Source organism: Streptomyces shenzhenensis (genome assembly GCF_021462265.1).
Lineage (GTDB): Bacteria > Actinomycetota > Actinomycetes > Streptomycetales > Streptomycetaceae > Streptomyces > Streptomyces shenzhenensis.
Genome location: NZ_JAJONF010000033.1, coordinates 26113 through 52162 on the forward strand (window position 1 = coordinate 26113; position 26050 = coordinate 52162).

General features: G+C 71.1%; 25 protein-coding genes. 7 read left to right on the forward strand and 18 right to left on the reverse strand.

Annotated features, from left to right (window positions below; genetic code table 11):
- Nucleotides 1–33: 33 nt before the first annotated feature.
- The gene (locus tag LQ326_RS32755; RefSeq protein ID WP_234542681.1) at nt 34–231 is read right to left on the reverse strand and encodes a DUF397 domain-containing protein; all 198 of its coding nucleotides are present in this window, start codon (nt 229–231) and stop codon (nt 34–36) included.
- Nucleotides 231–1082: a helix-turn-helix domain-containing protein gene (locus LQ326_RS32760; RefSeq protein WP_234542682.1), complete on the reverse strand. Its 852-nt coding sequence runs from the start codon at nt 1080–1082 to the stop codon at nt 231–233. The genes LQ326_RS32755 and LQ326_RS32760 overlap by 1 nt, the downstream gene beginning before the upstream one ends.
- A 229-nt stretch (nt 1083–1311) precedes the next feature.
- Here LQ326_RS32760 and LQ326_RS32765 point away from each other — a divergent pair, with 229 nt between their 5' ends.
- Nucleotides 1312–1728, forward strand: a complete 417-nt coding sequence (locus tag LQ326_RS32765; RefSeq protein ID WP_234542683.1) for an ATP-binding protein — start codon at nt 1312–1314, stop codon at nt 1726–1728.
- Between the two features lie 341 nt (nt 1729–2069).
- On the opposite strand, the gene LQ326_RS32770 is transcribed toward LQ326_RS32765, so the two are convergent.
- Complete coding sequence (locus tag LQ326_RS32770; RefSeq protein WP_234542684.1) at nt 2070–3470, reverse strand: glycosyltransferase family 39 protein; 1401 nt, start codon at nt 3468–3470, stop codon at nt 2070–2072.
- A gap of 495 nt (nt 3471–3965) precedes the next feature.
- Between LQ326_RS32770 and LQ326_RS32775 the strand changes: the two genes are divergently transcribed.
- From LQ326_RS32775 to LQ326_RS32785, 4 genes are all read left to right on the forward strand, one after another.
- Nucleotides 3966–4358: a hypothetical protein gene (locus LQ326_RS32775; protein ID WP_234542685.1), complete on the forward strand. Its 393-nt coding sequence runs from the start codon at nt 3966–3968 to the stop codon at nt 4356–4358.
- 123 nt (nt 4359–4481) lie between these two features.
- Nucleotides 4482–4613, forward strand: coding sequence for a hypothetical protein (locus LQ326_RS48025; RefSeq protein WP_268207843.1), 132 nt, complete (start codon nt 4482–4484; stop codon nt 4611–4613).
- A gap of 218 nt (nt 4614–4831) precedes the next feature.
- On the forward strand, nt 4832–6424 hold the full coding sequence (locus LQ326_RS32780) for a hypothetical protein (RefSeq protein ID WP_234542686.1): 1593 nt from the start codon (nt 4832–4834) through the stop codon (nt 6422–6424).
- 176 nt (nt 6425–6600) lie between these two features.
- On the forward strand, nt 6601–7443 hold the full coding sequence (locus LQ326_RS32785) for a hypothetical protein (RefSeq protein WP_234542688.1): 843 nt from the start codon (nt 6601–6603) through the stop codon (nt 7441–7443).
- Here LQ326_RS32785 and LQ326_RS32790 read toward each other — a convergent pair.
- The gene (locus LQ326_RS32790; protein WP_234542689.1) at nt 7440–7931 is read right to left on the reverse strand and encodes a MarR family winged helix-turn-helix transcriptional regulator; all 492 of its coding nucleotides are present in this window, start codon (nt 7929–7931) and stop codon (nt 7440–7442) included. The genes LQ326_RS32785 and LQ326_RS32790 overlap by 4 nt on opposite strands.
- 88 nt (nt 7932–8019) lie before the next feature.
- On the opposite strand from LQ326_RS32790, the gene LQ326_RS32795 reads away from it, so the two are divergent.
- A complete protein-coding gene (locus tag LQ326_RS32795) occupies nt 8020–8607 on the forward strand; it encodes an NADPH-dependent FMN reductase (RefSeq protein ID WP_234542690.1) in 588 nt (195 codons plus the stop codon).
- Nucleotides 8608–9152: 545 nt separating this feature from the next.
- Complete coding sequence (locus LQ326_RS32800) at nt 9153–10529, forward strand: arylsulfotransferase family protein (protein ID WP_234542691.1); 1377 nt, start codon at nt 9153–9155, stop codon at nt 10527–10529.
- A 77-nt stretch (nt 10530–10606) separates the two neighbouring features.
- Here the strand turns inward: LQ326_RS32800 and LQ326_RS32805 are convergent, their stop codons facing one another.
- The 14 genes from LQ326_RS32805 to pyrE form a co-directional block, all read right to left on the reverse strand.
- Nucleotides 10607–11461 carry an MHYT domain-containing protein gene (locus LQ326_RS32805; RefSeq protein ID WP_234542692.1) on the reverse strand — a complete coding sequence of 285 codons (855 nt, stop codon included), beginning with the start codon at nt 11459–11461 and terminating at the stop codon, nt 10607–10609.
- A gap of 222 nt (nt 11462–11683) precedes the next feature.
- Nucleotides 11684–12358, reverse strand: a complete 675-nt coding sequence (locus LQ326_RS32810; protein WP_234542693.1) for a response regulator — start codon at nt 12356–12358, stop codon at nt 11684–11686.
- On the reverse strand, nt 12355–13719 hold the full coding sequence (locus tag LQ326_RS32815) for a sensor histidine kinase (protein WP_372497013.1): 1365 nt from the start codon (nt 13717–13719) through the stop codon (nt 12355–12357). Before LQ326_RS32815 ends, LQ326_RS32810 begins: the two co-directional genes overlap by 4 nt.
- A 125-nt stretch (nt 13720–13844) precedes the next feature.
- Nucleotides 13845–14531 carry a response regulator gene (locus tag LQ326_RS32820; RefSeq protein WP_234542694.1) on the reverse strand — a complete coding sequence of 229 codons (687 nt, stop codon included), beginning with the start codon at nt 14529–14531 and terminating at the stop codon, nt 13845–13847.
- Complete coding sequence (locus LQ326_RS32825; RefSeq protein WP_234542695.1) at nt 14528–15913, reverse strand: sensor histidine kinase; 1386 nt, start codon at nt 15911–15913, stop codon at nt 14528–14530. Before LQ326_RS32825 ends, LQ326_RS32820 begins: the two co-directional genes overlap by 4 nt.
- Nucleotides 15914–15923: 10 nt before the next feature.
- Nucleotides 15924–17123, reverse strand: coding sequence for an acyltransferase family protein (locus LQ326_RS32830; RefSeq protein WP_234542752.1), 1200 nt, complete (start codon nt 17121–17123; stop codon nt 15924–15926).
- A 49-nt stretch (nt 17124–17172) separates the two neighbouring features.
- Nucleotides 17173–18246, reverse strand: a complete 1074-nt coding sequence (locus tag LQ326_RS32835) for an alpha/beta hydrolase (RefSeq protein ID WP_234542696.1) — start codon at nt 18244–18246, stop codon at nt 17173–17175.
- Nucleotides 18247–18689: 443 nt separating this feature from the next.
- Complete coding sequence (locus LQ326_RS32845; RefSeq protein ID WP_234542697.1) at nt 18690–19565, reverse strand: alpha/beta hydrolase; 876 nt, start codon at nt 19563–19565, stop codon at nt 18690–18692.
- A 374-nt stretch (nt 19566–19939) separates the two neighbouring features.
- Nucleotides 19940–21142, reverse strand: coding sequence for a kynureninase (kynU, locus tag LQ326_RS32850; RefSeq protein WP_234542698.1), 1203 nt, complete (start codon nt 21140–21142; stop codon nt 19940–19942).
- Complete coding sequence (locus LQ326_RS32855) at nt 21135–21977, reverse strand: tryptophan 2,3-dioxygenase family protein (protein WP_234542699.1); 843 nt, start codon at nt 21975–21977, stop codon at nt 21135–21137. The genes kynU and LQ326_RS32855 overlap by 8 nt, the downstream gene beginning before the upstream one ends.
- Nucleotides 21978–22135: 158 nt before the next feature.
- On the reverse strand, nt 22136–22549 hold the full coding sequence (locus LQ326_RS32860) for a DUF3151 domain-containing protein (protein WP_234542753.1): 414 nt from the start codon (nt 22547–22549) through the stop codon (nt 22136–22138).
- 253 nt (nt 22550–22802) lie between these two features.
- Nucleotides 22803–24245, reverse strand: coding sequence for an MFS transporter (locus LQ326_RS32865; protein ID WP_234542700.1), 1443 nt, complete (start codon nt 24243–24245; stop codon nt 22803–22805).
- Nucleotides 24246–24318: 73 nt separating this feature from the next.
- Complete coding sequence (gene fbaA / locus LQ326_RS32870; protein WP_234542701.1) at nt 24319–25341, reverse strand: class II fructose-bisphosphate aldolase; 1023 nt, start codon at nt 25339–25341, stop codon at nt 24319–24321.
- A gap of 160 nt (nt 25342–25501) precedes the next feature.
- Nucleotides 25502–26050 (reverse strand): orotate phosphoribosyltransferase, encoded by a 549-nt coding sequence (gene pyrE, locus LQ326_RS32875; RefSeq protein ID WP_181805166.1) that lies wholly within the window; start codon nt 26048–26050, stop codon nt 25502–25504.

Sequence of the window (26050 nt, forward strand, 5' to 3'; positions counted from 1 at the left end):
TCGCCGTTGGAGGCCTCGGCCGGCGTAGCCGTTTCACAGACCCCGGCCGACCGTCGCATGGGCCCGCTTCAGGTGCTCGACGAGAGCGGCGAAGGCGGGGGCGGGGAAGGAGAGGGTGGCGCGAGCGGGGGCTTTGGAATCGCGGACGGCTATTCGGGTGGGGAGAGGGGCGATTTCGACGCAGGTGTTGCCCTCGCCGCCGCCCGAGTAGCTGGACTTTCGCCAGTTCATCAGAGTTCCTTCGTCAGCCGGTGAATGAAGTCTCGGGACTCCGATGCGTCCAGCGACGACTCCTTCACCCTACGGAAGAGTGTTCGGAGCCGATTCAAATGGGCTTCCGCGTCAATGAACAGGGTGCCCGTCGGGGCGTCAAGAAGGCCTGTGTCCAATTTGGGCACCAAGCCGCCCATGTACATCATCGAAGCGTCGGCACCGGCAAAGCCGTCCTGGTCGACCGGGATGACCCGCACGCTGGCGTGTCCCTTCTCGATCTCGTCCAGGATGAGGCGAAGCTGAGACAGGGAGGTCCGGCGATCGGCCACGCGAATACGCAAGGCGAACTCGTGGATGACCGTCTCGTACGGCGTCGGGCTGTCGCCCTCGATGGCCTGGCGCCGCCTCATCCGATGCTCCACGCGGGGCTCCAGCTCGCTTTCGGGCAGATCCGGGCGCATGTACGTGAAGACCGCTCGGGCGTAGTCCGCAGTCTGGAGAAGCCCGGGGACATACGCGATCACGACCTCATGCAGGAACGCAGCGTGATATTCCGCCTCTGCCACGTCCAGGTTCACCTGGGGCAGAACTCCTCGGTAGTCGTCCCACCAGCCACGCGTGCGCTCGCCGGCCACGGCTGCCAAGGCGTCGACGAACTCCACATCCGCACAGCCGTAGTGAGCCGCGAGCCGACGGACCCGATCCGCGCTGACCCCCGAGATACCCGCCTCCATCTGACTCATCTGCGCCGAGGTCGAGTTCAGGAACGCCGCCGCCTCACGCGCCTTCAGTCCCGCTGCCTCGCGAAGCTTGCGCAACTCCGCTCCCAGACGCACCTGCCGAGCGGTGGGATTGCTCCTCGGCGCCATATCTTCTCCCGTCCCAACACCCATGCAGGGGTACCACGTTCGGGTGCCAGATTACGACCACGGCTTGCAGGAGGAGAAATTTCTCCTCTACCGTGTGTAGCGCGATGCACACGTTGTGAAACCCCGGGATCCCGGAAGCGCACCGCTCCGTCTGCCACGACGGCTGCGGCAATGCCACCGCCCGCCAACAGCAGCCCGCTCAACCCCATCACCCGAACGGAGTTCACGCATGCCCGAAGGCGACGCCTGGGAGTACTCCCTCTACCTCCCCAACGACCCCCGAGCCGTGCCGATCTGCCGCCGCACCCTGCGGCTGATCCTCACGATGCACGGCCTGATCACGCTGGCCGACACGGCGGAACTGCTCGCGGCGGAGCTGGTCACCAACGCCGTACGGCACACGAAGGGCCCGCTGGCCCTGCGGGTGCGCTGGGCGGCCGGGGTGCTGCGCGTCGGCGCGTGGGACGCGGACCCCGAGCCTCCCGTCTTCCCCAGCGAGGCGAAGGTGAACGCCGACGGCGACGAGGAGGACGGCGGCAGAGGACTCACCCTCGTCCGGGCCTGCTCGGACCTCTGGGGCTGGCAGCCGCTGTCCCGGTTCGGGAACCGGGGCAAGTACGTGTGGTGCGAACTCGCGGCGGCGTGAGGAGACCGGCCGGCCCCCGCGCACACCGTCACCCATGCCTACGGCGCCCCGCCTCCGGAGCCCGGCCCGATCCGTAGCGCTCTCGTGCCACCCGTGCGCTTCGCCGGTGGCGGAGCCAAGGTCGGAGCCACCGGCCGGAAAACAGAGCAGAACCAACCCTCAGTATTTCTGGCGCATCACGCTACTCAGGTCCCAGGTCGCGGAACGACCTGGTGCGGCGGGTGCGTGGCGTGCTTCGCCGCACCGGGCTGTCAGGCCTGGGTGGACCGGCCTCACTTGATACCTCGCGGGCGGCTTGGAACGGCCGGTCAACGGCCCGCTCAGCCCGAACCGACGGGTCGTCAGCGAGCCGTCCGCCGTCGTTCGTACACCGTCACCCTCCGGCCGCGGATCTGTTCGTCGGCCACCGGGGTGAAGTACCTGCGCAACATGGCGGTCTTCGTTCTGTCCCCGGCTGCCGTGACCGGACGGGCCACCCGAGCCGCGTCCGTGACCAGCAGGATCCGGTGTTCGGCCAGGATCGCAGCGCGTATCCGAGCTGGGGCCGCCTCCACGCCGTTGAGGGTGCCGGACTTCTCCGGGGTCTCGGCCAGGGCTATGTCCCGCAAGCCCGCGAAGGCCTTCGGGGAGACGGACTTGGTGTCCCTGCGGGCCGAGGGGACGAAGAGCACCGCGTTTCCGGTCTGCTTCAGGTGCTGCACGTCCGAGGCCACCGCCAGGACGTCGTCCACCCTGCTCGCCGGGGACCGCTTGGCCAGTGACTGAGGCAGCAGGGCCGGCATCGCCACGGCGAGGACCGCGGGGAGGATCCATCTCGAGGCTCGCGGGAAGCGGGGCTTGGCCGCCCGTACCGCCGAGCCGACGGCCGTACCGATCAGCAGTGCCAGCCCCAGCATGCTGTAGAGGATGTAGCGGTCCAGGAACAGCGGCTGGATCAGGGACAGCGCGATGAGGCCGAGCTGCGGCACCGCCAGCAGCGGCAGCCCCACGGCCGCCGAGGACACCCGGCCCGCCCGCGGCCGGTCCAGCAGCGCGCCGGCGCAGCCGATCGCCAGCAGCACCCCGGGGCCGATCAGCATGTGCCAGGACAGCGGCGGGATCCAGGACACCTGCGCGGACTGCCCCCGGCTGAACACAATCAATGGCAGCACACCGACCATGGCGCACCCGGCCGCGGCCGCCCAGCGGGCCATGACTCCACGATCCGCCCGAACCCAGAGGAGGGTGGTCAGATGAGCCGCGAGGATCATGAGCGAGAGCCAGTTCAGCAGGCCCATGAGGAGGACGACGACGCCGTAGGCAACCCAGTGGCGCGTCCGGACACGCCGTTCGACGGCGGTTGTCAAGAGCACGGTGGCGATTCCGGCTCCGGCCGCCACCAGCGCGTACGACCGGCCCTCCTGGAGGTAGAACTGCACGGCCGGTAACAGCCCCAAGGCCATTCCCCCGGCCAGGCCCGCCCAGGCGCCGGCCAGTCGGCGGCCGATGACGGCCACGCAGGCCGCCGCGACCGCCGTGGCCAGCACGGACGGCAGCCGCAGGGTCGTGGTGCTGGGGCCGAAGCACTCGAAGAGCACATGCATGAGCAGGTAGTAGAGCCCGTGAACCACGTCGACGTTCCCCAGCATGTGCCAGATCTCCGCCGTCGAACGCTGGGCCACCTGCCAGGTCGCGGCCTCGTCCCACCACACACTGTCCTGCCGCGACAACCCCCACAGGCCGAAGACGAACGTCCACAGCATCGGCGGCAGCCAGACGAGACCGGCGCGATACGAGGGGGACGCCGCCGCAGGTGTTGTTCGGGGCAGGAAAAAGCGGAATGCCGCCTCTGGCTTTCGGCCAGTGGACATGAAGAAGAGCCCCCGAAGTAATCGTGGAAATATACGGGCCGCCAGAGGTCACCTGTCGGCGATGAACCGTAGCATCCTAGCGAAATACCCCAGTACACGCCCTGGCGCGCATTACCCCAGAGCCACCGCAACCCAATTAATCACGCCACTGTCCGAATTCGAGCCCCACCTATTTTGCGTGAGTCATACCTCGTGATCCACAGGCTTTGAGCCAACTCACGTCCATGAACGATCAGCCTGTTGCGGAGCGAAGGTCGCCGTCGCGTCCGCGGCCCTCATTTTCGCTGCAACGGCTCCGGAAATCGTCGTGACTGTGACGTGGCCGACGGAAAGTGAACCTACGACCAGGGCGCCAACACGACGTGGTCGAACTGGCACGCTTCGTCGGTGAACATCGGCAGCCAGACCTTCAAGAGCGGCTGCACGACTCCGGGCGAACGGTCCCTCGCCTCGGGCACGAAGAACGGTGGCAGCATCCCGTGCCACTACGACCCGAACCGCTGGTGGAGATATATCGCCACGCATTGTTTTGCCCTGTCCGTGGAACTAGCCATCGCGGTTATATTCGCTACGCGGGTTCCCTTCGAAGCGTGGCAGCAGGGACAGGAGCAGAAGAAGTTCGCGGACGCCGGTGCGCCCGCCCCCTTCCGGCCCACTCATCTCACCGCACTGGACGGCGGTGTCATCACGGCTCTGGGCGCCGTCGAATTCGGAGCTGTCCTGCTGGCTCTCGCGTTCTTCCACCGCCGGACAGCGAAGGAAGGAGCGACCGCCGCATGACCCCCTTAAGCGGAGAATTTCCCTCCCGTAAGCCAGAGAAGACCGTGATCGAGGTCGAGAACCTGTCCAAGGTGTTCGACTCCCGGGTCCTGTGGCGCGGTGTCAGCTTCACCGTAGGCCGGGGTGAGAGCCGGATGCGCCGTGGTCCTCGCCACGCACGACGCCACCGTCCGGGACCGCTGCGACGCGGTCTTCGCCGCGCACAAGTCATCGCTCACCACCGCCCCACCACGCGAACCGTCCGGCCGTCTGTGAGTAACCCGGGTCTCTGCGCCAGGAACGCATTCTCGTGGAACTGCTCCCCCGTCACACGGACTCGACGCGAACGTCGACCGGGTTGAGCACGGCCACCCGCGGCGCCGGGCCGGGACCCTAGGCCATGCGGGGCATCGGGCGGTCCCCTCCGTGACACTCGTCTCCCAGGCCTCGTTGAGCACGTGACCCGATGTCACGGCAGAACCAGGAGCGGTGGAGTGCGCAGAATTGCAGCGGCAACGGTGGTGGCCATGGCCATGGGCAGCATCACGTCCGCCGTCGGCGGTGTCGCCCTCGCGGACGGCCCCACCGGTGCGACGGCCACCGGTGGCTCCACGCTCGGTAACCTGAACCAGCAGAACACCGCCCAGGACGGCCGGCAGAACAGCGCGTGCGACCAGGTGGCCCTGGAAGGTCCCCTCCCGGCTCCCGGCAAGCTCACGGGACGGTGTGTGAACGGTGACGGTTCCTTCAACGCGAGCTCCCGCGTGAAGTACAGGGGCGCGACCGCCGCGGGCGGTTCCGGTGCGACCGGCCTGTCCCAGCGCAACGTGGCCCAGCAAGGCCGGCAGAACAACGCCTGCGACCTGGCCATCGCCACGACCGTCGTTCTGATCGGCGGCCGGACGGACAACGAGTGTGCCGACCGCGACGCCTCCCGCAACCGGGAAGTCCTGTTCAGCAGCGGCGGGGCCCGCGCCGAAGGCGGCACGGGCGCGGCGATCCAGCAGGACATCGCCCAGGAGGGCCGCCAGAACAACACCTGCGCCATCGACACCGACAGCGACTTCAGCCTGATCAACAGCCGCATGACCGGTCGCTGCGACAACTCGGACGCCTCGCACAACAAGCGGGTAAAGGTCAGGGGCGGCGGCGTGGAGGCCGAAGGCGGCAACGGAGTCGGCTTCGATCAGAACGACATCGCCCAGGAAGGCCGGCAGAACAACACCTGCACCACCGGCTTCCGTTTCCTCCCCGAGGTGTCGAGCGGCCAAGAGGAGAGCGGCTGCGCCAACACGGACCTCTCGCACAACAAGAACGTCCTGGTCAAGGGCGGCGGGGCGGACGTCGACGGCGGCAACGGAGCCGTGTCCCAGGCAGACGTCGCGCAGGAGGGCCGGCAGAACAACGCCTGTGCCAACACCGTCTTCCCCAACCTGCCCCTCCTGACCAACGGCCGGCTGGACAGCCAGTGCGCCCACACGGACCTCTCCCGCAACAAGGACGTCCTGGTCAAGGGCGGCGGGGCCCGCATCGCCGGCGGCGGCTCCGAAGCGCTGGACCTCACCCAGCAGAACTTCGCCCAGGAAGGCCGGCAGAACAACGCCTGCGACAACGTCGACAGGGACTCCTTCACGCTGACGGACAGCAGTGTGCAGGACCACTGCAAGACGGTGGACCACTCCAAGAACCTCCGCACCAAGGAGATCGGTGGCGGGGCCCGTATCAAGGGGGGCTCCGCCACGGGAAGCGTCGCCCAGCAGAACATCGCCCAGGACGGCCGCCAGAACAACGCCTGCGCCGACCACGTCAACTTCAACGCGAACGTCACCGGCGGACGTGCCGGGACGGACTGCGTGACCGTCGACCGTTCCGTGAACGTCGACACGGAGAAGCACGACCGCGGGGCGAGCGTCGAAGGCGGATCCGCCACCGGAGCCCTCTTCCAGCAGAACATCGCCCAGGACGGCCGCCAGAACAACGCCTGCGGCAACACCGACAACTTCACCGTCGTCGGCACCGGCACCACCACGCAGAGCCAGTGCGTCGCCGTCGACCGTTCCGTCAACGTCGGAACCCAGGGCGGCTGAACCCGCCCCGGGCCCGCCCGAGCCGCTCCCCCGGGCGGGCCACACCGACATGCAGGAACCACGACTTTTCAGCCATCCGGGCGTTGCCAACCATGACAGGGGCGCGCGCCGGCCACGCGGCCGGCCGCCGGAGCCGGGCGCCCACAGGCCCGAGGGACCCACGAGGAGAGCTGGCAATGGGACAGCGAGGACGGCATGCGGCACCTCGGGCGGGCATGCGGAAGATCCGCCGGGTGGCGGCCGTGTTGCTCACCGCGGGTGCCCTGACCTCGGCGGGCAATGGCGCCGCCTTCGCCGACATGCTCGAAGACCTTCCCCTGAACGGCGACGCAAACATCGACCAGGACGGGCAGCAGAACCTGAACTGCAACAACTCCGCCCGGGTGATCCGGCTCAACGTCGCGGAGACGGAGCGCCACGACCGCGTCTGCGCCGATCACGACGGCCGCACCCACCACCACGGCGCCCGCCAGGGCGGGGCCGAGGCCGTGGGGGCCACCACGGAGGGCCCGCAGCTCAACGTCGCCCAGACGGGCAAGCAGAACCTGGCCTGCGGCAACTCCGCCGACCTGATCACCGTCAACGTGACGGGGGACATGCACTGGGACACCACCTGCGTGGTCACCGACCGCGACGTCCACCGCCGCGGCCGCCAGCGGGCTGCGCACATCGGAGACGCCCGGGCCGTCGGGGGTACCAGCGCCGGGCCCCAGATCGACGCCGCTCAGACGGGTGAGCAGAACCTCTTCTGCGGCAACTCCGCCGACACCCTCACCGTCAACATCGAGGGCACCATCAGCAAGCGCACTACCTGTGTCGCCGCCGAGCACCCCGCTTCCGGTCCCGGCGCCGTCCACCGCGGCCGGGCCTCGGTCCGCCCCGGCGACGCGATCGGCGCGGAGACCGACGCCGCCCAGAACGGCAAGCAGAACCAGACCTGTGGCAACCCCGGCACCGGCCTGGACTTCCCCCTCGGCGCGACCACTCGCCAGGTGACCTGTACCGTCCACGCCGGCTAGTTCGCGTCGTCGCCGGCGTTCCGGCCGCGCCGCGGCTCGTCGAGGCGGCCGACCGCCTGCTCGCTCCATGCCCGGATGACCGACGCCTGCTCGGGGGTCAGTGAGTCGAGGAAGTGGCGGCGGATGTTGCCGCCGTGCACCAGGGCGGCGTTCTGGGCGGCACGGCGGCCTTCGTCGGTCAGCGCGATCCCCGCGCGGCGACCATCGGCCCCGTACTGGCTGCGCTTGACGAAGCCGCGCTTCTCCATGCGCGTCAGCTGATGCGAGACGCGGCTCTTGTCCCAGTCGAGCGACTCGGAGAGCTCGCCGACGCGCAGCTCGCGGCCGGCCGCCTGCCACAGCGTCACCAGCACACTGAACTCGGCCTTGGAGATGTCGCAGTCGCGTTGCAGACCACGCTCCAGCTCCCTGGTGAGCAGGCGCTGCGCGCGCATCCAGGTGTTCCAGAACTCCCACTCCTCGGGATCCAGCGATCGCGCCTCCGTCATGTCGCCGAGCATACCGCGACCAGCAGAGTTGTCACTTCAACTCTTCCCGACCTAGAGTTGACGCGACAACTCTCCCGGAGGGAAGACCATGCCGCTGCGCATCGCGCTCATCCTCGGAAGCACCCGCCCCGGACGCCGGGGCGACCAGATCGCCGCCTGGGCGCTCGAGGCCGCCCGTGCCCACGGTGGCGCCGACTACGAACTCGTCGACCTCGCCGACCACGGCCTCGGCAACCTCGACGAGCCCGGAAACCCGAATTTCCAGCAGTACCAGCACGACCACACCCGTACTTGGGGCGCACTCGTCGACAGCTTCGACGGCTACGTGTTCCTCGTCCCGGAGTACAACCACTCCTACCCCGGAGCCCTCAAGAACGCCCTGGACTACGTCTACCGGGAGTGGAACGACAAGGCCGCCGGAATCATCAGCTACGGCGGCTGGGTCGCCGGGGCCCGAGCCGCCGAGGCGCTGCGGCTGGTCCTCGCCGAACTCCAGGTGGCCACGGTCCGTGCCCAGCCCACCATCTCGACCCACCCCTCGTTCCACACCGGCACCTTCGTCCCCCAGGAGGGCCTCGGCGCCGCCGTGGACGGGATGCTCGACCAGCTGATCGCCTGGTCCGGTGCCCTGCGCGGGGTGCGCGAGGCCAGGAAACAGACGTCCGCCGCCGCATGAGGCCCCGTTCGTGGCCGCTCACGTACGTGGACGTCGCGAACGGACGGACACCCCCCGACAGGCCGGCACCCCCGCTACCGGACCGGACCGGACCGGACCTGCGACGACTACCGGCCGTGTCGGCCGCCTGTCCGGGTGAGACCGCGTCCGCCGAACGGCCGACTTGAAAGGATTTTGTACAGGCCGGGACGCCCTGCCCGCTTACCGTCCCCGGGAACCCCTCGTCCCGAGCATCCCGGAGGTCGGCAATGGCGACGCTGGAGCCGCGGTCTCGCCGCTCAGGAAAACGGATCCGCCGTGCCGTCGGGGCCTGCGTCCTCGCCGCGGGGTGTGTCGTGGCGAGCTGCGTACCCACGGCGGCGGCGAGTCCCCACGGGACCGCCTCCCGTCCGTGCGCGACGACGCCCTTCCCGCCGTCGCAGAGCCCTCCGCCCCCGGTTCTCTCGGGCAGCGACGTGTGGAGTTTCGTCTCCAGGCCGGACCTTCACCCCATGCGGGTGACCGTGACCGCGAACCGACCGGGGACGGCTCGCGGAGGCATCTTCGTGGGCCCGTTCAGTGCGGACAGGATGATCGGCCAGACCGGGGCGCTGATCAACGACAACTCCGGTGATCCGGTCTGGTTCCGCCCGCTCCCCTCCGCGAACCTCCAGAACGCCGACTTCAAGGTCCAGACGTACTACGACGGCCGCAGCGGCCGGGGGCAGCCGGTGCTGACCTGGTGGCAGGGCAGCCTCGCCCTGCCACCTTGGTACACGAACCTGCCGGCGGGCTCCCCGGAACCGGGCGGGTGCTACTACGTCTACGACAGGCACTACCGCCTGCTCAGGACGGTCTTCGCGAAGCACGGCTACTACCCGGACGAGCACGAGTTCACCCTGACCCGCAGGGGTACCGCGCTGTTCATCGCCTCCAGGCCCGTGCCCGTGGACCTCACACCGTACGGAGGACCGAAGAACGGCGCCATCGAGAACAGCGAGATCCAGGAGGTCGACCTCGCCACGGGCCGACTGCTCTTCTCGTGGAACGCGCTGGACCACCTGAACCCCGCGGATTCCGAGGAGCCGGTCTCCAGCGCCTCGTCGTCCGAGGGGGTGTGGGACGCCTTTCACATCAACTCCGTCGACGAGGGCCCTGACGGCCGGCTGCTGATCTCGGCCCGGAACATGTGGGCGATCTACGACGTCGCCAAGGCATCCGGGCGGATCCGCTACCAGATCGGAGGGAAGAGGAGCGACTTCGCCTTCGGCCCCGGCGCGGACTTCTACTGGCAGCACGATGCCCGGTACCGGCCGGGAAACCGGATCAGCATGTTCGACGACGGCTGCTGCGACCTGCCCGACGGCGCCCCCGAACAGGTCTCGCACGGCCTGGTCCTCGACCTCGACTTCCGCAGCCGGAAGGCGACCGTGGACAGGACCTACTACCACCAGCCGCCGCTGGAGTCACCGACCCAGGGAAACACCCAGGCCCTCCCCAACGGCAACGCGTTCGTCGGCTGGGGCCAGAGCCCGTACTACTCCGAGTACGCGGGCGAGGGGAACACCCAGGAAAACCCCTCACGGAACCAGCTCTACGACGCGCGGCTGCCGGGCGCCGACATCTCGTACCGAGCCTTCCGGAACGAATGGACCGGCACCCCGTACTACCCCCCGGACGCCGCGGCACGGACCGGCGGCGCGGGGAGCGTCGTCTACGCCTCCTGGAACGGTTCGACAGAGACCAGGGCGTGGCGGGTACTCGCCGGGGCCGACCCCCGCTCGCTGTCGGTCGTGGTCCGGCACGCCCCACGCTCCGGGTTCGAGACAGCCGTCACCACGAAGGCCCGCGGACCGTATTTCCGGGTGGAGGCGCTGAACGCCCAGGGCAGAGTGCTCGGCACCTCCCGCGTGGTGAACGTGAGGGCGCCGCGGCACGACTGACCGGAGCCGGCACGCCCCGGTACGGTCCCCGAGCGCTCGGCGTCGCCACGGCTGGGACGACGCCGAACGCTCGGGGGTCAGGACGTGTAACGCCGGTCCGCCAAGGACTGCGGGTGGTCGGTGGGGGACCAGGACTGCTGCTGGGGCGTGGGGAGGGCAGGGGCCGAGGTGCCCGTGGTTGTCCGGTCGCGTCGGCCGCCGCCCACCACCTCGGGGTCGAACATGACGATCGCCGCGGCCAGGATCAGGGCCGCCACCGGGCCGGCCAGCATGACCAGCAGGAAGGCGAGCAGGTTCGTCGAGGACTGGCCGCCAGCCTGCGCCTGGACGACGTGGACGCTCACCGCGGCCATACCGGTGTAGTGCATGGCCGAGACGGCCGCGCCCATCACCAGGCTCGCGCCGACGGTCGCCCAGACCGCGCTGATCGACACCGCCGCCCAGAGCGCGGCGGTCGCGGCGACCACGGCGATCACCACGGAGAGGACGACGGCCGTGGTGCCGTAGTGCACGGTGCCGCCGGTGTTCATCGCGGTCATGCCGAGGTAGTGCATCGCCGCCACGCCGAGACCGGTGAAGACGCCCGCGGTGCCCAGGGTGACGGGGCCCGAACCCCGGTAGCCGACCAGGAAGACGCCGACCGCGACCACCGCGATGCAGACGGCGAGGCTCAGCGCCGTCCGGCCGGCGTCGTAGCTCACCAGGGCGCCGTCCACGCTGAAGCCGATCATCGCGATGAAGTGCATGGTCCAGATGCCGCAACCGAGGGACACCGCGCCCAGCGCGAGCCAGCCGAATCGTTTCTCCCCGCGCCCGCGGCCGATCGAGCGGGTTGTGCAGCGCAGGGCCAGCACGGCACCCAGACATGCCATGAGATAGGCGGCTACGGGAGTTACCAGGCCATAGTGGAACTCGGACACATCAGCGGTCATCGCGGCAGCTTTCTTCACGCGAAACGGGGACGGCGACGACTCCCGCCGGGGAAGCGGGAGTCGGCCGGAAGGGGAAGACGCGGGGACTGGGACGGCTGAAATCAGCCACCTGGCCGATTTCTTCACCAATCAAACACAACGTGAGCGCACTGTGTCCACCCCTGTACCGCCCGCAACCGAATCGCAACAACGCCTGTGCTCATGGCATGTGCGCCGCCCCGCCTACTTCGGCGTCACCAGCCGCGCCTCGTACGCGAACACCGCCGCCTGAGTACGGTCCCTGAGGCCCAGCTTCACCAGGATCCGGCTGACGTGGGTCTTGATGGTCGACTCGGCCACCACCAGGCGCTCCGCCATCTCGGCGTTGGACAGGCCCTGGGCGATGAGGACCAGGACCTCCGTCTCCCGGTCGGTGAGGTCGCCGTAGGCCGCGTGGGCCGTGGACATCAGGCGCGGGGGGTCGGAGAGTTTGGAGAACTCCGTGATCAGGCGCCTGGTGACCGAGGGGGCCAGCAGCGCCTCGCCGGCCGCCACCACCCGGACGCCGTCCGCGAGCTGGCGGGCCGAGGCGTCCTTGAGCAGGAAGCCGGAGGCTCCGGCGCGCAGGGCCTGGTAGACGTACTCGTCGAGGTCGAAGGTGGTCAGGACGAGGACCTTGGCCGTGGTGTCGGCGGCGACTATCTCCCGGGTCGCCTCGATCCCGTTCAGCTCGGGCATGCGGATGTCCATCAGGACCACGTCGGGGGCGAGTTCACGGACGCGTTCGACTGCCTGGCGGCCGTTGACCGCCTCGCCGACGACCTCGATGTCCGGCATCGCGTTCAGCAGGACCGAGAAGCCCTCGCGCACCATCATCTGGTCGTCGGCGATCAGTACCCGGATGGTGCCGATGCTCATGCGTCACCTTCGCGGGCGGTGGCGACGGGCAGGAAGACCGTCACCTCGTAGCCTCCCTCGGACGTCGGGGCCGCCGTCATCTCGCCGTTCAGCATGGAGACCCGCTCGCGCATACCGGTGATGCCGTGGCCGGCGCCCGGGGACGGTTTGACGAGGGCGGGCCGCGGCGGCGGGCCGTTGACCACGCGCAGGCCCAGGCCGCCGATGACGTAGCCGATCTCGACGCGGGCGCTCGCTCCCGGCGCATGGCGCAGGGTGTTGCTCAGCGCCTCCTGAACGATCCGGTAGGCCGACAGCTCGACGCCCTGCGGGAGTTCACGCACCGCGCCGGTCACCCCCTTGTCGACGGTCAGCCCCGCCTGCCGCACGTTGTCGAGCAGGGCGTCCAGGTCGGCGAGGGTGGGCTGCGGGGCGTCCGGCGCCGCGTAGTCCTCGGCACGGACCACGCCCAGCACCCGGCGCAGTTCGGTGAGCGCCGCCACCGCGTTCTCCCGGATCGTGACGAATGCCTTCTCCAGCTCCGGCGGCGGGTTCTCCACCCGGTAAGGGGCGGCTTCCGCCTGGATGGCGACGACGGACATGTGGTGGGCGACCACGTCGTGCAGTTCGCGGGCGATCGTGGTGCGCTCTTCGAGGAGCGTGCGCCGGGAACGCTCATGCGCCGTCTGCGTCTGCTCCGCGGTCACCGTCTGCTCGGCCTCCCTGCGGATCTGCCGGACGGTGACGGCCAGCAGGGCTATCGCGGAGACGACCAGCATCGGGCCGACGTTGTTCTCGTAGTGGCCCCCGCCCAGGGTCGAGACGGTCAAGAAACCGTAGAACGCGGTGATCGCCCACATCCAGGCCGCCGTGCGCGGGCGGGTGCGGACCGCGACGACCGTGAGCACCACCAGGTAGGAGATGAAGCTGCCCGGCGGCCACGGCCATTCGTCCCAGGCGGTGGCCAGCACGCCGCCGATCCAGGTCACCACGAGCGACAGCCAGAAGGCGGCGACCGGACGCGCCAGCGTGAGCAGCACCGGTGCCACCACGAGCAGGCCGGCCAGCAGGGTCCCGGGCGATCCCACCGGGCGGCCCGCGACGGTCACCAGCAGCGCCACCGCGCCGGCGGCCGCCACCACCAGATGCGGGGTCCAGGCCGCGTACTGCCGCCACCGGACGGGGAGATGGCGGACGAACGGGCGGTCCATGCTCATCGGGGGCAGCGGCCGGTAGGCGAAGGCGTCCTTGAACAGGTCCTGCCGCAACCTGCCCAGGGCGTCCAGCACCGCCCGGACCTCCGGGCTGCGCGGCTTGTACGGTTCGAACGCGCCGTCCGGCGGCTGCGACGGCATCGGCTGAGAAGGGGTCGTCTCGGTCACGTACACGACCGTAGGCGCAGGCGTGGGCAGCCGTCGTCACCAGTGAGGCGGGTCCTCGGGCGTCCCTCTCAGGTACTACGGATACGCCGGGGAGCGGCGGGAGTTCTCCGGTCAGTAACCGAAGGTCAGTAACCGGAGGGACGTACCAGCCCGGACTCGTAGGCGAACACCGCGGCCTGGGTGCGGTCCCTGAGACCCAGCTTCACCAGGATCCGGCCCACATGCGTCTTCACGGTCTGCTCGGCGACGACCAGCCGATCGGCGATCTCCGCGTTCGACAGACCCTGCGCGATCAGGGTGAGGACCTCCGTCTCGCGCTCGGTCAGCTCGCCGACGCGCGCCTTCAGCGGGGCGCGCACCCCGCCCCCGTCCAGCCGGGAGAACTGCGTGATCAGCCGCCGGGTGATGCCGGGCGCGAGCAGCGCGTCGCCGGCCGCCACCACCCGGACCGCCTCGGCGAGTTTGTCCGCGGACGCGTCCTTGAGCAGGAACCCGGAGGCGCCGGAGCGCAGCGCCTCGTACACGTACTCGTCGAGGTCGAAGGTGGTGAGCACCAGCACCTTGATGTGCGGGCGTTCACCGACGATCCGGCGGGTGGCCTCGATGCCGCCCAGCTCCGGCATGCGGATGTCCATCAGGACGACGTCCGGGGTGAGTTCGGCGACCTTGGCCACCGCGTCGAGACCGTCCACCGCCTGGCCGACCACCTCGATGCCGGGCTGGGCGTTCAGCAGCACGGTGAAGCCCTGCCGGACCATCTGCTGGTCGTCGGCGATGACCACACGAATGGGGTCGCCACTGCTGCTCGTCATACGTGGTCGTCCTTCGGATCGGGGGCACGGTCCGTGCCGGAGGCGGGGGCCGCGGGGTGACGGGGCACCAGGCCGGTGCCGGGTGCGGCGGCCGGGAGCTCCGCGAAGACCCGGTAGCCGCCGTCCGCCCGGGGTGCGGCCGTCAGCGACCCGCCGAGCATCGCGGCCCGCTCCCGCATCCCGAGCAGTCCGTGCCCGGCGCCCGGCGACGGCGGCGCGGGCCGGGTCGGCCGGGAGTTCGCGACGGACACCAGGAGTCCGTAGGGGATGTACTCGATCTCGACGTGGGCACTCGCGCCGGGCGCGTGCCGCAGGACGTTGCTCAGCGCCTCCTGCACGATCCGGTACGCCGACAGCTCCACGCCCGACTGCATCGGGCGCCGCTCACCGTTGATCCGGGCGGTGACGGTCAGACCGGCCGCCCTGGTGTTCTCGACCAGCGCGTCCAGCCGGTCCAGCGTGGGCTGCGGGCTGTGCGGGCCGGTGCCGGAGGCGTCCGAGGCGTCCTCGTCGGGGCTCTCGGAGCGCAGGACGCCCAGCACCCGGCGCAGTTCGGTCAGCGCCTCCAGTGCGTTGTGCCGGATGCCTTCGAGGTTCTCGCGCAGCTCGTCCGGCGGGTTCTCCACCAGGTGCGGGGCGACCTGTGCCTGGATGGAGATGACCGACATGTGGTGGGCGACCACGTCGTGCAGCTCGCGCGCGATCCGGCTGCGCTCTTCCAGCACGGTGCGCCGGGCCCGCTCCTCCTCGGTGAGCGAGGCCTGGCGGCCGAGTTCCGCGCGCGCCTCGCGACGGCCGCGCAGCGCCGTGCCGAGCGCCACGACGATCGTGGCCAGGACGACGGTGATCACCGAGGTGGACTGGTGCGGCGGCGCACCCCAGACGCCGTCGAGAAGCCAGGTGACCAGGACGGTCACGGCCAGAGCCTCGACCGCCGCCCGGACCCGGACCCGCAGCGCGAGCAGCAGCAGGACCAGCAGCTGCGCGAAGATCCCGGCCACCGGCCAGGGCCAGGTGAATGGGTTCTCCGGTGTCTCGCCCAGCCGGCCGCGCAGCGCGACGGCGCCGACCAGCATGGCCCCCACCGACACCCACCACGCCGGGACGGGCCGCCACATCGCGAGGAGCACGGCGGCGCCCTGCGCGAGCCCGAGCACCAAGGCGAGGCCGAGCCCCAGATGCCCGTTGTTCCGGAGCTGCGCGATGCCGCCGACCGTGATGCCGAAGGCGGCCAGGCACAGCACGCCGTGCGGCAGCCAGCGCAGCCATACGGAGGGGGGCAGCGGGTCCGGGCGGGCGGTGCACAGGTCGTCGCGGAGTATCCGCAGCCAGCGCAGCGGGCGGCCGGTCCAGTCCGCCCGCCGGGTCCCCGTCTCCGTCACAGCGATCAGCCTAGACACGGCGGGCTCCCGCCGGGGGCGTCCGATCGGACGAGGGCCGGGTCCTGGCGACGCGCGACCGGGTCCGGACGACGCGCGAACGGGTCCGGGGGCGGCCGCGCTCGTAGGCGTGGAACGCCGCCCAGCAGACACTCAGCAGCAGGGCGAAGGCCGGGAGCCAGAGCAGGCGGGCCGCGATCCAGGCGAGGCCGTCGGGGGGTGTGTGGAGCCCGGGGAGTCGGCCGAGCGGGAGGCCGAGGGCCGTGGTCGCCATCATGGCCGTCTGGTGCCAGAGGAAGATCGTCATCGCGAAGAGGTTCACGAAGGCCACCGCCGCCCAGGCGAGGGGGCGGCGCATCGCGTGACGCAGCCGCTCGCGCAGCAGCAGGGCCAGACCGCACTGGGCCAGGCCGAAGGTGACGGCGGCCAGCGTGGGCGGGTCCAGGTTGGAAACGGCGGAGCCGGGGACGCCGACCATCGACGCCGGGTAGCCCGCCCACACCACGAGGCCTGCCGTCGCCGCCGTGCCGCCGGCGAGCAGCACCCAGCCGGCGCGCGGGCGGTCGAGTTCGCCGCGGGTCCAGGCGGCGCCCAGGGTGTACGGCACCAGCCAGCCCGCCGCCAGGTTCACCCAGCCGACGGCGGGCGGGGCGCCGAGGCCGAAACGGAGCAGGTCCACGTGGAGGACGACGGCCAGCGGCCACAGCGGGTTGAGCCGGGCGACGAGAGGAGTCGCCGCCGTCAGCGCCGCGAAGACCACCAGGAACCAGAGGGGGGACAGGGCGAGCTTGGCCAGGGTGCGGACGGTGGCGAGGTCGGTGCCCGACAGGAGCAGGGCGGTCGTCGCGAGCGTCCAGAGGGTGAGGAGCGCGGCGACCGGTTTGAACAGCCGGGACAGACGGGATGCCAGCCAGCGGTGGTAGGGGGTGCCCTGAGCCTGCGCGGTGGCGTAGCCGCGGGTGGCGACGTGGCCGCCGACCAGGAAGAACACGGCGAGGGTCTGGAAGAGCCAGGAGACCGGGGCCAGCCACGGCAACTGCTGGAGGGGGCTGCTGGTGTGCAGTTCGCCGCCGTCCGCCACCAGCGCGGTGACCAGCCAGTGGCCGAGGACCACACCGAGCACGGCGAACGCGCGGAGGGCGTCCACGGCGCGGTCCCGGTCGGGTGGGGTGGCGGTGTCGATGCGGTGGGCGAAGTGTCGTATCGCCGCCATGGGGTGCGCTGCGGGTGGTACGGCCTTCCGGGTGCGGGGTGTCGGCGGCTTACGCACGGGTGACCTCCGTTGTCTCGCCGAGGACGATCCGGGTGAGGTTGGCCAGGGAGGCCGAGCCCGGGGTGAAGTAGTCGCTGTGGCCTCCGGGGCCCGCCGCGAAGACGCGGGCGCCGAAGGACGGGGAGACGGGGTCGGTGCCGAAGCCGACGGTCGTGCCGAAGAGGTCGGCGTTCACGTGCGGGACCTCGGCTATCCAGTCGTCGGCTCCCCGGGCCGCCCAGACACGGGCGGAGGTGTGCAGGGCCGCGGCCGAGCGGACCCCGGTGCCGGGGCTGCCGACCAGGGCGATGTCGGTGACGCCGAGACCGGTGAGGGTGGGGGCGGCGCGGGCGCAGACCACCGTGCCGTAGGAGTGGCAGAGGAGGGCGACGGCCGCCGGGCCGGGGGCGGTGAGGGTGCGCAGTTCGTGGATGAACGCGCGCAGGTGCGGGGCCGCCTGGCCGGCCCGTCCCGGGGTGAGGACCGTGGCGCTGATCGTGGCCGGGGGCCGGTAGCCGAGCCAGGCCACGACCGCCGTGCGGGTGCCGCCGGATGCCTCGGAGGTGAGGCGTCGGTACAGGGACTCGGCCGCGGCGTGGAGGCGGCCGTAGGTGTCGAGGGTGGTGTCCGAGCCGGGGACCAGGACGGCGATGCGCGTCGCCTGCGGCAAGTCGCCCAATATCTCGGTGACCTGGCCGTCGCCGCGGGCGTCGAAGCGGAGCAGGTGCCGGGCGGTGGACGCGAGGGCACGGTCCGCGGCGGCGCGGGAGGTGTCGCCGTGGGCGGCGGCCATGCGGGCGGCTTCGGCGGCGTTCTCGCGGTTGGCCTCGTAGGCGGTGGCGAGGGTCGCCGGAGTGAGGCGGGTGGGCAGAACGGCGGGCGGCGGGGCGGGGATCCGGGGCCGGACCGCCGCGGAGAGGGGCAGGACCACGGCGGCGGTGAGAAGCGTCGCGAGCAGGGTGCGGCGCAGCCTCCCGCACCGCCGGCCCCGGCCCCAGGGCGGGCCCCAGCCCCAGCGCCGATCCCGGCCCCGGCCAGGGCGCCACCGCCCCGGCCTCTTCCGCTCCCCCGCCACCGCCGTCATGGTCGGCCGCCCTCCCCGTTCAGTCGCCCGGCCATCGGGCTTGTCTGATCGGGAAATTACGGAGCGGACCGTGTCGTTCGCGTCCCGCCTGAGAACTCACCTGCGAGGTAGCTCTCAGGTATTACGGGTATGCAGGGAAAGAGCCAGGGACGGCCGCCACCAGGCCACTCGGGCTCACCACGCCGGTCGAACCCACCAGGCCGCTCGGGCTCGCCAAACCGGTGGCCCCACCGGGCCAGTTGGTCCCACCACACCGGTCGGACCCACCAGGCCAGTTGGTCCCACCACACCGGCCGAACCCACCAGGCCAGTTGGTCCCACCACACCGGTCGAACCCACCACACCGGTCGGACCCACCAGGCCAGTTGGTCCCACCACACCGGTCGGACCCACCAGGCCAGTTGGTCCCACCACACCGGCCGAACCCACCAGGCCAGTTGGGCTCACCAGCCCAGTTGGGCGATCTCCTCCGCCACCACCGCGCAGGCGTCCGCCGCCGGGTCGATGAGCGGGAAGTGGCCGACGTCCTCCAGGAGCGTCAGGCCGACCACCTCGCCCGCCTTGGCCGCCGCCTCCGCGTAGGACTCGGCGACCGCCTGGGGGACGACCACGTCCGTGCGGCCCTGGACCAGGGTGGTCGCGATGCCGGTGGGCAGCAGGAGCGCCGGGTCGGCGTACCGCTGCCGGTCGCTGAACTTGCCCTCGCCGCCCAGGAGTTGCAGCGCCGCGTTGCCGCAGACGTCCAGCTTCTCGGCCATCGCGAAGTCCGCGATCGGGGCCAGGGCCACCACCCCCCGCAGCGGAGCCGGACCGGAGGTGCGCCACGCGGCGTCCGCCGGGAGGACGTGCCGGGACGCCGCCCACAGCGCCAGGTGACCGCCCGCCGAGTGGCCGGTGAGGACCGTACGGCGCAGGTCCGCCCGCGGCACCGCCTCGCGGACCAGGTCCGGCAGGGCGTCCAGCGCCGCCGCCACATCGTCGAAGGTGTCCGGCCAGCGGCCCGCCACCGGGGCCGTACCGCCCTGCGCGGGCAGCGTCGCGCCGCGCCGGTACTCGACGTTGGCCACCGCGAAACCGCGCCGGGCCAGGTAGTCGGCGAAGGGGGTGATGTGGCCGCGGTCGTACGGCGCACGCCACGCGCCGCCGTGCAGGATCACGACCAGCGGGGCCAGGGGCTCGTCGGTACGCGGGGCGTAGAAGTCGATCACCTGGTCGGGGTGGTCGCCGTACGCGGCCGTGGCGTCGGGCGCGACGTGCGGGTGCGAGAAGGCCGACTCCTCCTCGGCGGCGGCCCGGGCTGCTGCGGCGTCGTCCGGCATGCTCCAACCTCTCAGCGACGTAATTACATTGGCGGACCAGGTAAGGATTACGCCCGTTGGCCGGGACGGTATCAGGCCGGTGACGTGCGGGGACACGCGGATGTCACGCACGGTGAGGATTGCTCGGATCTGTACCGTCCCGGCCTCCACGCGGGGATCGCTATGTCGTCATGTCGCTCGGCGAGAGCCGACCCGACGGCCGTTCCAACGCCCGACCCGACGGCCGTCCCCACGGTGTTCCGGCGACCGTCCCCACGGCTGTCCCCACGGCGTTCCGGCGACCGTCCCCACGGCGTCCCGACGACCGTCCCGACGGCCGCCTCGACGGCTGTCCCGACGCGACCGCTGCGGCGACCGACGACCGACGACCGCTGCTACGACCGTCCCGCGGCCGCTCCCGCCACCTCCCCCAGCACCCGCGCCGCCCGCTCCACGTCCGCGAAACCGACGTACAGCGGGGTGAAGCCGAAGCGGAGTACGTCCGGCTGCCGGAAGTCCCCGACCACGCCCCGCTCGATCAGCCGCTTCATCACGTCCCCGGCGTCGGCACAGCGCAGCGCGATCTGACTGCCGCGCTCCTCGTGGGCCACCGGCGTCACGCACGCGACGCGGCCCGCCGGCACGTACGCCTCGACGCACTCCAGGAAGAAGTCCGTCAGGGCGAGCGACTTGGCGCGTACGGCCGCCACCGGTACCCCCTCCCACACCTCCAGCGCCGCCTCCAGGGCCAGCATGGAGAGGATGTCCGGGGTGCCGACGCGGCCCCGCGGCGCGCCCGCGGCCGGTTCGTACGCCGACCGCATCCCGAAGGGCTCGGCGTGCGAGTTCCAGCCGGGCAGCGGGGAGTCGAAGCGGTCCTGCAACTCCCGCCGTACATACAGGTACGCCGGTGAACCCGGGCCGCCGTTCAGGTACTTGTAGGTGCAGCCGACCGCCAGGTCGACCCCGTGCTCGTCAAGGCCCACCGGCAGCGCGCCCGCGCTGTGGCACAGGTCCCAGACGGACACGGCTCCGGCCGCGTGGACCGCGGCGGTGAGGGACGGCAGGTCGTGCAACCGGCCCGTGCGGTAGTCGACGTGGTTGAGGAGCACGGCGGCGGTACGGTCGCCCAGCGCCGCCGGGACCTCGCCGGGTGCGAGGGGGCGCAGCGCGCATCCCGTCAGCCGGGCCGCCGACTCGGCGATGTAGCCGTCCGTGGGGAAGGTCGTCGCGTCGACCAGGATCTCGTCGCGGCCCTCCCCCGCCAGCCGTACCGCACCCACAAGTGCCTTGAAGACGTTGACACTTGTCGAGTCGGCGACCACGATCTGCCCGGCCGCCGCACCGACCAGCGGGGCGATCCGGTCACCGATCCGTTCCGGCGCCGTCCACCAGCCGCTCTCGTCCCAGGACCGGATCCGCAGCTCGCCCCACTGCCGCCTGACGACGTCCTCGACGCGGCCGGGGACGTGGGCGGGCAGGGCGCCCAGGGAATTGCCGTCGAGATAGACGACCTCGTCGAGGACGAAGCGTTCCCGCACACCGGCCAGGTCGTCCTGTCCGTCCAGTTTCGCCGCGCGCAGCGCCAGCTCAGACATGGGACCTCGCCGTCCACAGCTCCGGGAACACGTTCTTGCGGGCACGCTTCTCCAGCCAGGCGACCCCGGCCGAACCGCCGGTGCCGGGCTTGGCGCCCATGGCGCGGCGGGTGGCGACCAGGTGGTCGTTGCGCCAGCGCCAGACGAGTTCGGCGACATCGGTCAGCGCCTCGCCGAGCCGGGCGAGGTCGGCGTCGCCGTCACCGGAGTAGACGGCGGTCCAGGCGGCCTCGACGGCATCGGAAGGTGTATAGGGCAGTGATACGTCACGTTCCACCAGCACCGCGTCCGGGATCGGATATCCCCGCCGCCCCAGCAGCCGCACCACCTCGTCGTACAGACTCGGCTCGTGCAGCGCCTTCTCCAGTTCCGCGTGCACCCGCGGCGCGCCGCGGTGCGGGACGAGCATGGACGCGGACTTCTCGCCGAGCAGGAACTCCATCCGCCGGTACATCGCCGACTGGAAGCCGGAGCCCTCGCCGAGCGCGGAGCGGTAGGAGTTGAACTGGGCGGGAGTGAGCTGGCCGAGCGGCTTCCAGGAGGCGTTCAGCGCCTCCAGCTCGCGGGTGGAACGCTTCAGCGCGGCGATCGCGGTGGGGACGTCGTCACGGCGCAGGGCGCCGGCGGCCGTCTCCCACTCGTGGACGATGACGGTGAACCACAGCTCCATCACCTGGGTGGTGACCAGGAAGACCATCTCTCCGGGATCCTCGGAGAGGGTGTGCTGGAGGTGGGTGAGCACGTCCGCCCTGACGTAGTCCTCGTACGGCGTGGTGCCGGCGAAGTCGAGATGCGGGGTCTCGGGCTCGTTCGGTTCGAGAGCCTCATGGGACATCGCTGTCTCCTGTTGTACTCCGGGTAGCGGTCCGCCCCTGCCGATGCCGACACGGGGGCCCCGGTCCCCACCGGCATCTTCCGCAACGTAACCCGGATACGGCAAGGCCCGCCTGTTGCCAGACGGGCCGCGCCTCCGTACGAGCGACTGGGCCAGGGTCAGCCCAGGGTCCGGGCCGCCGTCGGGGAGGAGTCCTTCAGGAACTGGGTGCAGCGCTCGTACTCCTCCTTCTCACCGATGGCTCCGGCGGCACGGGCGAGGGCGTGCAGGGCCCGGAGGAAGCCGCGGTTGGGCTCGTGCTCCCAGGGGACGGGCCCGTGGCCCTTCCAGCCGTTGCGGCGCAGCGCGTCGAGACCGCGGTGGTAACCCGTACGGGCGTAGGCGTACGACTCGACGACCGACCCGCGCTCGAACGCGTCGTCGGCGAGCTGGGCCCAGGCGAGCGAGGACGCCGGGTACTTGGCGGCGACGTCCGCGGGGGCGGTGCCCTGCCCGAGGAGCTCACGGGGACCCGGTTCGTCGGGCAGGTGGGTGGGGGGCGGGCCGCCGAGGAGGTTTTCGTGGATGCTCATGGTGGCCAGTCTGAGGGATCGGCGGGGCGCCTGGGCCGCCGGGCCGGTCCCGAGGTGCGCCTGGGCGTACGTCCAGAACCCGGTGCGGCCGTATCCGGTGTCGAACGGCACCCCGGAGCCGTAGCCGTCACCGCTGCCGAAACACGTGTTCTCCAGCCGGCTGAACCGGTCGCCGGTCTCCGGTCTGAGACGACACCACCGAAACGCGTGCACGATCAGCTTGCGCCGTGGGCCATGCTCGGATTCCTGCCGGTCAGCTGCGGCCCTCCGCCTCCAGCGGGGGCGTCGTGACGTTCCCGTGGTGGCGGCACTCCGGGCGTACGCAGCCGGGAGCCGGGCGGCGGACCATCGCGAAGGCCAGCGCCGCGCCGACCACCAGCGCCCCGGCGCAGATCGGCATCGCCCGGTCGAACGCCGCGTCGAAGGCCGGGGCCGAGCGGTACGCCTCCGGGCCCATCCCCGCCAGCAGCGGCAGCGCCGCCACCGCGATCAGGCTGGCGGCGCGGGCCGCCGCGTTGTTGATGCCGCTGGCGATGCCCGCGCGGGACGTGTCCACGGAGGCGAGGACGGAGGCGGTGAGCGGGGCGACCAGGGTGACCATGCCGACGCCCTGGACCAGGACCGCAGGGAGAACGTCGGTCAGGTAGTCCGCGTGTTCGCCGACGCGCAGCATCAGAAGCATCGCGGCGGCACAGAGCAGGGGGCCCACCGTGAGCGGGATGCGGGGGCCGATGCGGTCGGCGAGGGCGCCCGAGCGGGCCGAGAAGAGCAGCATCAGGGCCGTCGTCGGGAGCAGGGCCGTGCCGGCGGCGAGGGCCGAGTAACCCGCCACCACCTGGAGCTGGAGCGCGGTGAGGAAGAAGTAGCCGCCGAAGGCGCCGTACACGCACAGGGTGACGATGTTGAGGGCCGTGAACTGGCGGGAGCCGAAGATGTCCAGCGGGAGCATCGGGTCCCGGCGGCGCTTCTCGACGTACCAGAAGGCCACGCCCGCCGCGACGCCCGCCACGGCGAGCAGGGACGCGGCCCCGGCCTCGATCAGCGCGAAGGTCACCAGGCCGAGCGTGAGGGCGCCGAGCGCCGCGCCGAGGACGTCGAAGCGCCCGTGAGCCCGGCCGTCGGCCGACTCGGGGACGTGTCGCAGGGCGACGGGCACGCAGAGCAGGGCGAGCGGGACGTTGAGGAGGAAGACCCAGCGCCAGCCGGGGCCGTCCACCAGCCAGCCGCCCAGGAAGGGGCCGACGGCCGCCCCGATGCCGCCGAAGCCGGACCACAGGCCGACGGCGCGGGCCCGGTCGTCCGGGTGGAAGGAGGCCTGGATGAGGGCCAGGGAGCCCGGTGTGAGGAGCGCGCCGCCGATGCCCTGGAGGGCGCGGGCGGCGATCAGCACGGTGTCGGTCGGGGCCAGGCCGCACATCAGGGAGGCGGCCGCGAACCAGACGACGCCCAGCACGAAGATCTTCCGGCGGCCGTACTGGTCGCCGAGCGAACCGCCGAGCAGGATCAGACCGGCCAGCGTCAGCATGTACGCGTTGATCGTCCACTGCAGCGCGGACAGGCTCGCGTCCAGGTCCCGCCCGATGCGGGGCAGCGCGACGTTGACGACCGTCGAGTCGAGCATCGCCATGCTGGAGCCGAGGACGGTGGTGAGCAGGATCCACTTGCCCTGGGAAGAGGCCAGCCGGACGTCGGGCATGGGTACAGGTATACAGCGGACCCGGCGCTGTCGGCGGATTCTGACAGAAGCCGGGTCCGGACCGTGATGCGACCTACTTGATCTTGTTGCCCGCCGAGCGCAGGTTCTGCGTGGCCTCGAGGACACGCGCGGCCATGGACGCCTCGGCCAGCTTGCCCCAGGTGCGCGGGTCGTACGTCTTCTTGGAGCCGACCTCGCCGTCGACCTTCAGGACGCCGTCGTAGTTCTTGAACATGTGGTCGGCGATCGGACGGGTGAAGGCGTACTGGGTGTCCGTGTCGAGGTTCATCTTCACGACGCCGTTCTCCAGCGCGGTGAGGATCTCCTGCTCGGTGGAGCCCGAGCCGCCGTGGAAGACGAAGTCGAACGGCGACTGCTTGCCGAACTTGGCGGCCACGCCGTCGTTCAGCTCCTTCAGCAGGTCCGGGCGGAGCACGACGTTGCCCGGCTTGTAGACGCCGTGCACGTTGCCGAAGGAGGCGGCGAGCAGGTAGCGGCCCTTCTCCCCGAGACCGAGGGCCTCGGCGGTACGGATCGCGTCCTCGACGGTCGTGTAGAGCGAGTCGTTGATCTCGTGGGAGACGCCGTCCTCCTCGCCACCGGTCGGGGTGATCTCGACCTCGAGGATGATGTTGGCGCGGCGGGCCTGCTCCAGGAGCTCCTGCGCGATGGCCAGGTTGTCGGCGAGGGTCTCGGCGGAGCCGTCCCACATGTGCGACTGGAAGAGCGGGTTACGGCCGTTCTTCACCCGCTCCTCGGAGATCGCGAGCAGCGGACGTACGTACCCGTCGAGCTTGTCCTTCGGGCAGTGGTCCGTGTGCAGCGCGATGTTCACCGGGTACTTCTCGGCGACGATGTGCGCGAACTCGGCGAGCGCCACCGAGCCGGAGACCATGTCCTTCTTGTACTGGCCGCCCAGGAACTCGGCGCCGCCGGTCGAGATCTGGACGATGCCGTCGCTCTCCGCCTCCGCGAAGCCGCGCAGCGCCGCGTGCAGGGTCTGGGTCGAGGTGACGTTGATGGCCGGGTAGGCGAACTTGCCTGCCTTCGCCCGGTCGAGCATCTCGTTGTAGACCTCGGGGGTTGCGATGGGCATCTGTCCGCTCCTTGAGTGTGCGGGTCGGCGTACTGCTGTTTTCTTACGGCCCTGACCTAGACCTTGGGGGCGACGTCATCGTCGTCCCCATCTTTCCAGACATGAACCGATGCTCCGGGCTCCGGTCGAATCCGGGTCAATCCCACTCGTCAACCGGGTGTCAGTCCAGCCCCAGTTCATCCTTCGAGAAGGCGAACAGGTACGGCACCCCGGCACCCTCCTGGATCTTCTCGGCCGCGCCGGTGGCGCGGTCCACGATGGTGGCGACGGCGACGACCTCGGCGCCGGCCTCGCGCACGGCCTCCACGGCGGTGAGCGGGGAGCCGCCGGTGGTGGAGGTGTCCTCGACGACCAGGACGCGCCGGCCCTTGATCTCCGGACCCTCCACCCGGCGCTGCATGCCGTGCGCCTTCGCCGCCTTGCGCACGACGAAGGCGTCCAGGCGACGGCCCCGGGCGGCGGCGGCGTGCAGCATGCTCGCGGCGACCGGGTCGGCGCCCATCGTCAGCCCGCCGACGGCGTCGAACTCCAGGCCCTCGGTGAGGTCCAGCAGCACCTGCCCGACCAGCGGGGCGGCCTCGCCGTCGAGGGTGACGCGGCGGAGATCGACGTAGTAGTCGGCCTCCAGGCCCGACGACAGGGTCACCCTGCCGTGCACCACGGCCTTGTCCTTGATCTGTTGCAGCAGCTCAGCGCGTACGTCCGTCAT